This window comes from Wolbachia endosymbiont of Mansonella ozzardi (assembly GCF_020278625.1).
GTDB lineage: Bacteria > Pseudomonadota > Alphaproteobacteria > Rickettsiales > Anaplasmataceae > Wolbachia.
This window is the reverse complement of record NZ_JADAKK010000016.1, coordinates 9,488-20,782: the sequence shown is the minus strand read 5'-3', so window position 1 is coordinate 20,782 and position 11,295 is coordinate 9,488. Positions and strand designations below refer to the sequence as shown.

The window sequence follows — 11,295 nt, the reverse complement described above, 5'->3', positions numbered from 1 at the left end:
ACTATGATAAGGAAACCGGAGGAATCTTTAAGTAGTTTTTTTCGTTTCTATTGAACACTAATGCTCTGTCAAAAATTTGTTATGTGAGAAGTCTATTTTCAGAAATTTATTTATTTAGATAATATTTAGTCTATACTTTATTTTGATCAAAAAAATCTTATGTATAAGACTTTAATCACGTGTTTTATTCTTCTGATTTATTCCTTTACGCAATCGTATGCGAATAATGATGTTCATCTCGAAAAAAGTGAAACTGAGCTATATAAGGAGGCTGTTAAGCTTTTTGACCAGAAAAAATATAAACAAGCCATCAGAGCATTTCAAAAAATTGAAGATTTGTATCCCTTTTCTTACTGGGCGATGAAAGCAAAATTGTTATCTGGCATTTCTCGCTACAATATGGGTAACTATAGCAGTGCTGCGAGTGATATGGACGATTATATACAGATTTATTCAAATAGTGAAGACTTACCGTATGTGTACTACCTAAGGGTATTGTTTTATTATATGCAAATCAATAAAGTACAACTCGGGCAACAAACGGCATATAAAGCTTTAGAGCTAGCCGCTGAGTATATCAGTCTCTTTCCAGATAGTGAACATACAGAAGAGATGAAGGAAAAAGTAAAGCTAGTCACAGAACATATATCAGCAAAGGAATATTCTATTGGTAGGTTCTACTTAAGGCGTGGTGAATATCTAGCAGCAATCAAGCGTTTTCAAAATGTAACAAGCAGTAAAGATTCTAGCTATTTTTCTAGATCTATTAACTATTTAATAGCAGCTCATTCAGCCCTTGGTCTTGACCTGGAAGCTCAGCAGTATAAAAGTATATTAGCAGGAAACTTCAAAAGGAAAGACGAAGTTCCATGTGAGAGCAGCAAACTTGAAAATTCGCTTTAGTCTTCTCTATACTTTTATATATAATTTAGGTTTGTAACTATTTGAATATGGCTGGTCATTCACAATTTTTAAATATAAAACACCGGAAAGGCGCTCAGGATGCAAAGCGCTCTCAAAAATTTACTAAGCTCATTAGAGAAATAACAGTTGCTGCAAAGCAAGGGCCACCTGATCCTAAACTCAATCCACGTCTTCGTTCTGCTATATTTGCTGCACGTAAGGAAAATTTGCCAAGAGATAAAATAAAAACAGCAATAAAAAACGCAACTGGCAGTGTTGTAGGAGGAAATTATGAGGAAATACAATATGAGGGCTATGGACCTTCTGGCACTGCACTTATTGTTCATGCTCTAACGAATAACCGCAACCGGGCTGCTTCTGAGGTGCGTTATATGTTCTCTCGCAAGGGTGGGAATTTGGGAGAAACAGGAAGTGTTAGTTACCTTTTCGATCGTGTAGGCTTAATCATCTATAAAGCAGAAGGCGCAAACTTTGAAGATTTGTTTGATTACGGAATTGAATTAAAAGTATTGAATATTGAGGAAAATAACAAAGAAGAATTGTACGTTATAACCTGTGAAGTAAAAGATTTTGGTAAAGTGCGTGATGCTTTTTATGCAAAATTTGGAGAGCCAGAACTTGCTCGTCTTTCATGGCAACCAAAGGATCTGATTGAAGTTAGCGATAAGGAATTAATTGATAAATTATCTGCATTGGTTGAAGAGTTCGAAGGTAATGATGATGTACAGTACGTTGAAGGTAATTTTACTTTTGCTGGTGATAATTTTGCAGCCTAAGTTATGGAACTAATCGTATTCATACTACTTTTTATTTTACCGCTTCACACCATTGAGGCATCTGCAGATCCCTCGGTATCATTTCAGCACGGAATCAGAAAAAAAAAAGTCATGGATTCAAGTAGTCAAGCTGTTCTAATAAAAGAAAGCAACGTAGGAAACTTAGTACATGACAAAAGGTTGTTATTCATATCTAGTAACATAAAATCTTCTTTTTTTACCACGGAAATTGAACAAGGTTTGGTCCAAAATACAGTGATGAGATTAATCGACACATATAAGGATTTTGGTGTAGACTTGAAAAAAGATATCATGCCAGGGAGTAAATTGGAGGTTCTTTTTGAAAGGTTGCCTAGTAATCAGAAGGCTGAAGAAAAATTTTTATACACCTCACTGACAACGAACAAAAAAGCTAATCGCTTACATCATTATGAGTCACAAAACGGTCAAGAAGGATATTTTGATAAAGGGGGAATAAGCCTAAGAGGTAGCAAAGCTTTTATAAATCCGTTAAATGGAGATTACCGTATATCTTCGAAATTTGGGAATAGAAAGCACCCTGTTCATGGTAAAGTTGTTTTTCACAAAGGAGTAGATTATGCAGCTAAATTTGGTACTCCTATATACGCTGCTGCAGAAGGTGTAATAGAATATATAGGAAATAACGGAGGGTATGGTAAGTACATCAAAATAAAACATAAAAATGGGTATTCAACCTGCTATGCACATATGAGTAAATTTAATAGTGATGTGAAATTAGGCTCCAAAGTAAAGCAGGGACAGGTTATCGCTTACGTTGGTAGCACTGGTGTTGCCACAGGACCCCACTTACATTACGAGATCATATATAATGGTAAACACATTGACCCACTTACAATAGCACATAAAAACAAAATAAGGCTACTTGGTCACGAACTAAGTGAGTTTAAACTATTTGTAAATAGGATAGATAAAACGGTCAACAGGGAGAGCTCAGGTGAAAAAGAAGTTTAAAGACAATATTGATAAGAATACGATAAATGATAAAAATTTAAGTCAGCTCCGAGTTTGTCCTGCACTAATAGTGCTAGGATTAATTTTGTCGGTATTTTTTGTAGTATACAATAGTGCAATTGTACTTGGAATTGCTGCTATTTCAGTGTTGTTTCTTTCTCAAGGATTTTTCATTAATAACACCAATGAAGCAAGGGTGGTAGAATTTCTTGGTCATTATATTGGAACTTATTTTAAACCTGGGGTGTTTATTACACTGCCATTTTCAACAAAACATGTTGTTTCTCTGAAATTTCAAAATATCAACACAGAAAAAATTAAAGTGAATGATGCAAATGGAAATCCAATAGAGATTTCAGTAGTGATTGTTTGGAGAGTAAACAGCCCCGCAAAGGCATATTATAATGTGAATAATTATTATGAGTTCGTTTTCGTGCAAAGTGACTCGGTAATTAGAGAACTAGCGAGCAATTACCCTTACGACAGCGAAAGCGATGAGGAATCTTTACGTAAAAATTCTGATAAAATTTCAGGTGAATTGCGTTCAATGTTACAACAAAGACTGGATATTGCGGGAATTGAAGTTACAGAAGCGCGAATATCGCATTTAGCGTATTCTTCTGAAATTGCACAAGCAATGCTGAGGCGTCAACAAGCACACGCTATCACCTCTGCAAGAAAGCATATAGTGCAAAATGCAATAGGAATTATCGAGGAGATAATAGCCCATTTTGAAAAAAATAAAAGCATACAATTGGATGGGAAGCAAAAGATTCAATTGATAAATAACCTACTAGTTGCCCTCATTTCTGAACAAGATGCACAACCAACAATTAGCTTAGATAATAATTAGTACAGAAGCTCAACGAAAAATTTGCTTGACAAATTCCTACAACCTCCTTACCATAGCACTGAAGTTATTATTTATCTTCATTCCGTACAGATTAAACAACAAAAAAACTCAATGTACTTGGGGTACTGTTGTTTAATTTTTTGCACTATGTGCACCTCATGCCCTTATAAACTTTCAAGGTTTTTACCTAGTATAAGCTAAAATGCGTTTGTTAAAGCGTTTAAGACAATAAAAAAAATGCCAATTTAAAAGATAGATAGTGAATAACTAGCTAACTGGGTTTCTTTTGCCTTTTTTTATTTGGTAAATTTCTTAGTATTTATAACTAAAGTATATTCTAGATTCAGTATCAAGTACTAGGATGACAAGAAAAGGCTGCTTGGGTGACATCATAGGGGTTGGAATGACAGGAGACTAATATGGAAAACATAGACTTTCTAAAATTCATTGAGCTATGCTTTAAAACGGTGATGCCGGGATGTGAGTATAATGGCTATCAGTATACAAAAGTCATAGTAGAGAGCTTGAAGCAGCAAGTGTTGGCAAAATGAGGCAAATAATATTCAATATGCTACCGCACTCGATGAAGTCCATGTGCGTTAGTGTTACGTGGCCCGCGTGGATACTAGACAATCAGCCAACTGCGAGAATAATAGTTGCAAGCTATTCTCAGCAGCTGAGCGAAAAGCACTCGCTTGACATAAGGTGCGTAATGCAATCGGATTGGTATCAAGAGTTATTTCCGGAGATAGAACTGTCCAAAGAGCAGAACGTCAAATACAAATTTCAAACAGTTCAGAGAGAATAAATAATCGCAACGTCCGTTGGAAGAACATTGGCCGGTGAAGGCGGTGATTTCATTATCGTGGATGGATCCACTAAGCTCCACTCAAGCTTTGAGCGAAACGCTTAGAAAGCGTGCTACAAACTGGTTTGACCAGACTTTAGTAAGCAGGCTCAACAATAGAAAAAAAGGAGTAATTGTTCTTGTGATTCACAGGTTCCACCTGGAAGATTTAACCGGACACCTTCTCTCTAAGCCAAAAAATATATGGCACCATATTTGCTTACCGATGGTATCTGAAAATAAGGAGGTTATTTATTCAATCAAAAAGCCAGAGCTTACTTTTCTTGTTCTTGTCATCCAAGTAACTAAAGATGGGCACACCAGTAATAAACCAGTATCAGCTACTTACATGACACCACCTGCAAGAATATATTCAAGAGAAGAAGGTCAGTTATTATATCATTTTTATGGAGAGAAAGAAGAAGTTGAGATGATAAAGGCTGAACTTGGGAGCTACGCTTTTGCTGCTCAATATCAACAAACCCTCTACTGCTTTCAGCTGAAGCGCTATAGAAATTTTCCTGACAATCTCTCGCATGTAACACAAAGTTGGAACACTTCGGTTTCAATGAGCAACTCTAGTAACTTCAGCGTCTGCACTACCTGGACAAAAGTGGGCAATAAGTTTTATTTACTCGATGTATATCATGCAAGGCTCGAGTATCCAAAACTTAAAGAGCAAGTTTTGTCCTTACACGTAATTTTAATTGAAGCAAAAACAAGCGGTAAGCAATTGGTACAAGAGCTGAAGGCAAACGATGATTTACCAATCATCGAAATAGTACCACATGATGACAAACTTGCCCGATTCCACCAGATTGTCCTGACTATAGAGTCTGGAAAAGTTTTTCTGCCCCACCAAGTAGTAGGTTAAATGATTTCGAGTATGAGGTTTGAATGTCTCCAGAAGCACATCACAATAACCAAGTCGACAGTACCGTACAATATCTGCAGTGGATGAAAGAAGGTATCTATCGGGTTGCAGCTATACGAACATTATAATTTGAACCTAACAGAAGGGTGTCATCCAAGTAGACGATACTTGGATAACACTAGAGGTATAATTCCAGTGCTTGACGCCTTCTAGATTCAAATATAAAACTTTCCGCCACAAGTTATTTCCCATTCTCCTTTAAAATTTTTCAGATGTGCTTTTTTTTCGCATTCTAAAAGTAACTCTTCCACACTCTTGTTGTAGCTCTCGGTAGTGATTCTTCCTTGATGGTGCACAAATCTCAAGTAAATCAAATAAGTGTTAATTACGTCTGTTTCACAGTATTCTCGAATCTCTTGCATCTTGCCGTTATCATATAAACCCATAACTTGCGACCCATCAACCCCAATTTTACCAGGAAGATTAAGCGCTGCACAAACTTCGTTCATTTTTACTCTTGCGGAGGCTCCAAAATCAGAAAGGGATTCAAGTAAATCGCAATGCCAATCACTACTGTATCTTTGATTATAGCTATTCCACTTATTACCAGCTTTATGAAAATATTCTGCTTGAATGCCATGAACCATAGCACGGTACTTCAACACTGGTATATCAAAAGTACGTCCATTAAATGAGACTAACCTTGGCCTTTTTTCTGACATATAATTGAAAAACCCCTTCACTAGCTCTTTTTCACTAGAATTTAGTGTACCGCCAGACCTAATTTCCTGTAGTGTGAACACCTCATAACCATTTCTGCAACTTATATTGCAGAGTAAAAAACTGATAACTACAATTTGGTGGAAAGGCTGACGAAGAAAAGGGTTTTGTCCGTTTGTTATTTCGAGGTAATATTTTGTTAACGCGTCCCTTTTCTCTTCTACACCACTATTATCACGAATATTGAATAAATTTTTGCAGGAGTTTATATCTGGTATAGTCTCAATATCAAATACCAATAAAGAATTAAGCATCGCTTATATACTCCTCAGGACGGTCAGTCCAATGCCGCACTTTCACGAATAAGAACAGGTGAACTTTACACTCGAATAACTTCTCCAGCTCAACACGTGACTCGATGCAAATTTTTTTAATATTACTGCCATCTTTTCCTAGTACTATTTTCTTATGGCTATCCCTCAGCACAAATATGACCTGTTTTATGATTAAACTCTTATCTTTTTTCTCCTGAATTTGTTCAGTTATGACAGCTATAGAATATGGCAATTCTTCACGTAAATTCAAGAATAATTTTTCCCTCGTAATTTCCGCTGATAAGAAATTCGTCGAGGAATCGGTTATTTGACCTTTTCTATAAAACCAAGGACTCACTGGTGCAACTTCAGATAAATAACTGATCAAATCAGAAAGTCCATCACTCTTTAATGCTGATATTGTAAAAATCATTTCAAACCTATAAAGTAAATTCAGATGTTCATACGCCATCTTTAACTCAGGTTTTTTCACCAGATCAATCTTATTGATAACCAAAATACATCTGCCTTTTGTGCGCTGCAGCTGCGCAAATATAGTTCTGATTCTCTCTATATTTTTTAAATAATTGTTCGTATCAACCAGCAACAAAGTGATGTCATTACCCTTGATTGCTGACCATGCAGATTTGACTAGAGTTTTCTCAAGTTTCGTTTCTGCCGAAAATATTCCCGGAGAATCAGTAAAAATAATTTGTGTGTCATTGCATATTGCAATACCCCTTATTTGTGTTCTCGTTGTCTGCACTTTGGGAGTAACAATTGCAATCTTCTTGCCTACAATGCTGTTAATCAGAGTAGACTTCCCAGCATTTGGTAAACCGGCTATAGTGACAAATAAACATTTTTTTTCTTTCACGAGGGGGATTGTAAAGAAAACTGGGTTCTAGTGTCAAGCTACTTAAATGACATCTACCACATCATTAGATCTCTTGCATAGCTTGCTTTGAAAATTTCTTACCATAATGCAAAAAATCTATCACCGTTAAGATAAGCTTTATTTTCGTTTTTGACTTTTTCGAAAATAATATATACCATAAAAAATGGTATGCTGGAGCTGAATGAATAGATATTAAATCACCATCAGATAAGGTCGTTAATGCACTCTCGCTGGTTATCAGGTATTTATACTCAATCCCTTGCCACCAAAATTTGAATGGGACAGTGATTTAGTCGATAGTCTCTCTAGAGAAGATCATGTTTTGGGTATGCTATTCCAGGGAAAGAGCTCAATTGCCTAATCCTCATCTCCTCATACGACCCTTTATATAGCACGTGAAGCAGTCCTTTCAAGTAGAATCGAGGGGACCCAAGCAACTCTCGGTGAAAGTTTCGGCTCAAGAAAAGCAGGTGCTAATGTAGATCGCAACCCCGATGATTTACAAGAAGTGCACAATTATATATCAGCGCTTGATTATGGACTCAAACGTTTACAGTCCTTTCCACTGTTGCTTCAGTTGATTAAGAAATTCACGGAAAGCTTATACAAGGTGTAAGAGGTTCTCATGCAACTCTAGGAGAGTTTTGCCGTGTGCAGAACTGGATTGGAGCTCTAGGTATACAATAAACTCAGCAAAATACGTTCCACCAACACCAGGTGGGTTGATAGATTGCCTGCACTCTTTTGAAAAGTTTCTATATAATAGGACATACCTACTCATACACATAGCTTTATACCATTATCAATTTGAGGCAATTCACCCGTTCTTGCGAGGCAATGAGCGTATTGGACGTCTACTCATAACATTACTCCTTATTGAAAGAAAGTTATTATCATCGCTTTTGTTATATTTAAGCGCATTCTTCGAAGCTACGCAAAGTGAATAATACATACAACTTTATAATATAAGCAGCAAAGGTACGTGGCATGATTGGTTCTTTTATTTCTTAAATAGTGTAGCGTTGCAATCGTTGGACGTATTATCGGGGGCAGAACAAATTGACAATTTAATTACGAGTTAGCAAAGTCCTAAAACTGAAGGAGTTGCGAGTGATATTATAAGATATTTAGCTGTAAACCCTTACTTTACTGTAATTAGACATTGTTTCACAAACTTTTGAGGGAAAGGGAGATAGGGTTTACTGTGTAACTGATATTTTGAAGACTTTAGAAGAGCCACTACCTATACCTAACACGTGTCTCGGTGATTGTAATATCTAATTTTTGGTCGTGTTCTTCTATTAGCAGATTTCCACAATATTGTTTTTCATAAGCTACACCTATAAATATTTTGCCAAGTGGCCGCAGTTCTTTTATTACCGCATCATACCAACCACCACCAAAACCCAATCTATTAAGATGATTATCAAAAGCAATAACTGGAGTGATAATCGTATCGGGAATTATATTTTTACCTGTTTTACTCCATTCTTTAAACCTCAGCAGCTTATTTTCATTAGGAATTGCCACTCTATAGCCTAAATTGAGCAAGTTATGCATCAGGGGTACAACATTTATTTCCCCATCAATTGGAATATAAGCTGCAATTATTTTGCCTCTAATGCAATTTAAGTTCTGATTGAAAAGATTAATAAGAGAATTTGTTGCATAACTGGAATAGTTCTTATCGATGTTTTTTCTTATAGCCCTATATTGCTCTCTTATTTCCTCTTTTTGTTGTTTAATGTCTTTGAACATGGTCTATCCATTTTGCAGCGAGCTTTTCTTGTAAACTGTTTTGTTTCAAGCGCTCACTTAGAAAATCAAAGTCAACAAACTCCATGTCCTGGTCTTGATTGCTGCAACTATACACATAATTCTCTTCTCCTGTTTTCGTATTTATATGCCGCTGCACACACTGAGCGCAGATTTCTTTCATCATGCACTGCATAGGCGAGTTAACTGACGATATTGCTATGTGGCTAGATTTCAAATATGGCTTTAAAATCTTTTTTCTTGCTTCATTTACGGCCTTCATCATTTTATCAGAACCGATAGTAATAATTTTATCTATAGCGTCTAAATTAATCGCGGTATCGCCTAATATTCCCCTTTGATAAGAGATTATTGCGCCAATTACATTACCATGAAAAGATTTGTCTTGATCCCTGTTTGTTTCTATCAATCCTTCTTCACATGCCCAAACCACTGTACTTGATGCACGCTCTATCAGTGCTTGTTTAAATACATCATTTAATTTCCTATAGCCAGCAAAGTATAAAACTCTATTATTATTTTCAAGACAAGCTTTTCCTATTGAAAACAATACTGCATTTCCAACTCCACCACCAATCAGCATTATGTTTTTCATGTTTTTGTTCTCGCGTGCATACTACACGGAAAAGGGGGGATTCGAACCCCCGACATATTTTCATATGTGCACGCTCTCCAAGCGTGTGCTTTAGACCACTCAGCCACCTTTCCACACTACTTATGATATTGAAAATTGTGCTGCTAAGCAAATTCAAAACCAGGTACATATGGTTCACCACGGAAATTTACAATATTGTGGAATTTATTTTTACAAGTTGAAAATGTTTTATCGCAACCTGAGAATATCGAATATTTATTCCCAGAAGAAATTTGATATGGAAGCGAAGTAAACAATGTAACTACTTTATTTCTGTGTTCCTTCGCTATAGCTTCAAATGCTGCGTGTGTTGCTGAATCAAAGAATTTTACTAATCCGTGCTTATAATATCCATCGTTCTCGACAAAATTAGTGTCTTCGAATCTTCTTGCGTCTATTACTTTAGTAATTGTGCTTATTCTACTGAGCTTTTTAGCATCGGCTTTACACCTACCATCGCAAAATTGTGCTTTGCATACAGGGGAATATAATTTTGCTATGCTCCTCTCAAGCTTTGTCGCGAGCCCTCTAATTTCAATGATAGACCTCCCACTATTTAATGTTATTTTGTCAAAAGTTCCTGAATATAGATTCACCTTTCCCTGGCTAAAACCCTTGTAGTTCATAAGAAATATCTCAATGTTTGCAAAGTCGTATTTTCCCGACAAGACCTATTCTTCTTTAATGTCATCGCTATTTAATATTCCCTCAATTATCCAGATTATCAGTCTTTAGGTCGCTGTTTAATATTATGCTGCTAGCTGTAAATCCACTTGGAAGACTTATGGAGTATATTATCGATACTCAAATCCTCATCGTAATCAGTGAATCCCATCACTTTTCCGTCTGCAAGCATTAATTTCCAGCTGTAAGCAATGGTAAGTAACTCTCCAACTAAATGGGTTTTTAACGTGGTTTGCATAGTTGCCTTCTATTCAATTGATTGAATTTAAAAACGGAAGATAGATAAATGGTTATTCCGGTTTTACCCATTATCTGATTAGGTGTCATTCCAGTGCGTGACACACAGCTGTACGAACATTTTATGCGAATTAAAACAAACGTTTATACTAGTCGCGCATCACGCACTGGGATGACACTACTTGTTGTGTGAATTAAAACAAGTATCCATAGAATTTGTTACACACTGAAATAATGCCTTATGTTCATCTGATCAATAAACAAACACTAGCAGACAAGGTACACACCACAACCGTGGCGTGTATTATTGCCAACTAGAAAGAAAATTTCATGCCAGTGAGGAAGAGAACTCCTTTATTATAAGGTACTACTTCATCACTACCCTCCTTTGTAATCTTATAACTGTCTACTTGCTTCTCATCAGCCATAAAGTAATGAAGGGCTGCATAAGGAACAAATTTACTCTTACTGCAAGCAGGAGAGAGATCGTACTGAACACCAAGTGCAACATCATGGAGCTTACCTCCATCACTCATTTTACTACCAAAGTATGTTAAGCTCGTATAGAAGCTCTCATATTGATAACCAGCACCTGCAGTCCAATACATGGTGTTTTTATCATCTCCATTAAACTGAGCTTCCAGCCCTTCCATTCTTTTGTCAGTATCAGAGAGTTTATCATAGCTAGTCCCTTTCAGCTCTTTAATAACCTTTGGTTGACCAGATTTGCCCAAACATGCAAAGGAGGTAGCAAGTTTTATGCCT

The 11,295-nt window shown here is 36.4% G+C and carries 12 protein-coding genes, 1 tRNA gene and 2 pseudogenes; 7 read left to right on the top strand and 8 right to left on the bottom strand.

Translation table 11 applies throughout. The features are described from left to right. Window positions 1-159 precede the first annotated feature (159 nt). From IHO40_RS02435 to IHO40_RS06030, 5 genes and pseudogenes are all read left to right on the top strand, one after another. Window positions 160-903 (top strand): outer membrane protein assembly factor BamD, encoded by a 744-nt coding sequence (locus IHO40_RS02435; protein ID WP_225536591.1) that lies wholly within the window; start codon window positions 160-162, stop codon window positions 901-903. Window positions 904-950: 47 nt separating this feature from the next. Then, complete coding sequence (locus IHO40_RS02430; protein ID WP_225536590.1) at window positions 951-1,700, top strand: YebC/PmpR family DNA-binding transcriptional regulator; 750 nt, start codon at window positions 951-953, stop codon at window positions 1,698-1,700. A gap of 3 nt (window positions 1,701-1,703) precedes the next feature. Further along, window positions 1,704-2,693: a M23 family metallopeptidase gene (locus IHO40_RS02425; protein WP_225536589.1), complete on the top strand. Its 990-nt coding sequence runs from the start codon at window positions 1,704-1,706 to the stop codon at window positions 2,691-2,693. A 7-nt stretch (window positions 2,694-2,700) separates the two neighbouring features. Beyond that, window positions 2,701-3,546 (top strand): SPFH domain-containing protein, encoded by an 846-nt coding sequence (locus tag IHO40_RS02420; RefSeq protein ID WP_410543353.1) that lies wholly within the window; start codon window positions 2,701-2,703, stop codon window positions 3,544-3,546. A gap of 419 nt (window positions 3,547-3,965) precedes the next feature. Next, window positions 3,966-5,395: pseudogene (locus tag IHO40_RS06030) on the top strand (phage terminase large subunit family protein). An 87-nt stretch (window positions 5,396-5,482) separates the two neighbouring features. Here the strand turns inward: IHO40_RS06030 and IHO40_RS02405 are convergent. Continuing rightward, window positions 5,483-6,301 (bottom strand): 3'-5' exonuclease, encoded by an 819-nt coding sequence (locus IHO40_RS02405; RefSeq protein WP_225536585.1) that lies wholly within the window; start codon window positions 6,299-6,301, stop codon window positions 5,483-5,485. Next, entirely contained in the window at window positions 6,294-7,178 is an 885-nt protein-coding gene (gene era, locus IHO40_RS02400) for a GTPase Era (RefSeq protein ID WP_225536584.1), read from the bottom strand. Before era ends, IHO40_RS02405 begins: the two co-directional genes overlap by 8 nt. 409 nt (window positions 7,179-7,587) lie before the next feature. On the opposite strand from era, the gene IHO40_RS06025 reads away from it, so the two are divergent. Together IHO40_RS06025 and IHO40_RS06020 are read left to right on the top strand one after the other, a co-directional pair. Beyond that, window positions 7,588-7,815, top strand: a complete 228-nt coding sequence (locus tag IHO40_RS06025) for a Fic/DOC family N-terminal domain-containing protein (protein ID WP_225536593.1) — start codon at window positions 7,588-7,590, stop codon at window positions 7,813-7,815. A gap of 28 nt (window positions 7,816-7,843) precedes the next feature. Further along, window positions 7,844-8,146: a Fic family protein gene (locus tag IHO40_RS06020; protein ID WP_225536583.1), complete on the top strand. Its 303-nt coding sequence runs from the start codon at window positions 7,844-7,846 to the stop codon at window positions 8,144-8,146. A gap of 292 nt (window positions 8,147-8,438) precedes the next feature. On the opposite strand, the gene IHO40_RS02385 is transcribed toward IHO40_RS06020, so the two are convergent. From IHO40_RS02385 to IHO40_RS02365, 6 genes and pseudogenes are all read right to left on the bottom strand, one after another. Continuing rightward, window positions 8,439-8,957 (bottom strand): 5-formyltetrahydrofolate cyclo-ligase, encoded by a 519-nt coding sequence (locus IHO40_RS02385; protein ID WP_225536582.1) that lies wholly within the window; start codon window positions 8,955-8,957, stop codon window positions 8,439-8,441. Continuing rightward, the gene (locus IHO40_RS02380; protein ID WP_225536581.1) at window positions 8,941-9,570 is read right to left on the bottom strand and encodes a ferredoxin reductase domain-containing protein; all 630 of its coding nucleotides are present in this window, start codon (window positions 9,568-9,570) and stop codon (window positions 8,941-8,943) included. Before IHO40_RS02380 ends, IHO40_RS02385 begins: the two co-directional genes overlap by 17 nt. 26 nt (window positions 9,571-9,596) lie before the next feature. Next, window positions 9,597-9,683 (bottom strand) — tRNA-Ser (locus IHO40_RS02375). A gap of 30 nt (window positions 9,684-9,713) precedes the next feature. After that, the gene (locus tag IHO40_RS05780; RefSeq protein ID WP_255585960.1) at window positions 9,714-10,235 is read right to left on the bottom strand and encodes a DUF2163 domain-containing protein; all 522 of its coding nucleotides are present in this window, start codon (window positions 10,233-10,235) and stop codon (window positions 9,714-9,716) included. A gap of 131 nt (window positions 10,236-10,366) precedes the next feature. Beyond that, window positions 10,367-10,531, bottom strand: coding sequence for a baseplate hub domain-containing protein (locus tag IHO40_RS05775; RefSeq protein ID WP_255585959.1), 165 nt, complete (start codon window positions 10,529-10,531; stop codon window positions 10,367-10,369). 313 nt (window positions 10,532-10,844) lie between these two features. After that, a pseudogene (locus IHO40_RS02365) lies at window positions 10,845-11,295 on the bottom strand (WD0745 family porin); the annotation flags it as partial.

What these genes read in the sequence shown, in the direction of transcription:
- IHO40_RS02380 (WP_225536581.1), bottom strand. Translation starts at nt 9,570, where the DNA reads ATGAAAAACATAATGCTGATTGGTGGTGGAGTTGGAAATGCAGTATTG.
- IHO40_RS05775 (WP_255585959.1), bottom strand. Translation starts at nt 10,531, where the DNA reads ATGCAAACCACGTTAAAAACCCATTTAGTTGGAGAGTTACTTACCATT.
- IHO40_RS02430 (WP_225536590.1), top strand. Translation starts at nt 951, where the DNA reads ATGGCTGGTCATTCACAATTTTTAAATATAAAACACCGGAAAGGCGCT.
- IHO40_RS05780 (WP_255585960.1), bottom strand. Translation starts at nt 10,235, where the DNA reads ATGAACTACAAGGGTTTTAGCCAGGGAAAGGTGAATCTATATTCAGGA.
- IHO40_RS02385 (WP_225536582.1), bottom strand. Translation starts at nt 8,957, where the DNA reads ATGTTCAAAGACATTAAACAACAAAAAGAGGAAATAAGAGAGCAATAT.
- IHO40_RS02405 (WP_225536585.1), bottom strand. Translation starts at nt 6,301, where the DNA reads ATGCTTAATTCTTTATTGGTATTTGATATTGAGACTATACCAGATATA.
- IHO40_RS02425 (WP_225536589.1), top strand. Translation starts at nt 1,704, where the DNA reads ATGGAACTAATCGTATTCATACTACTTTTTATTTTACCGCTTCACACC.
- IHO40_RS02435 (WP_225536591.1), top strand. Translation starts at nt 160, where the DNA reads ATGTATAAGACTTTAATCACGTGTTTTATTCTTCTGATTTATTCCTTT.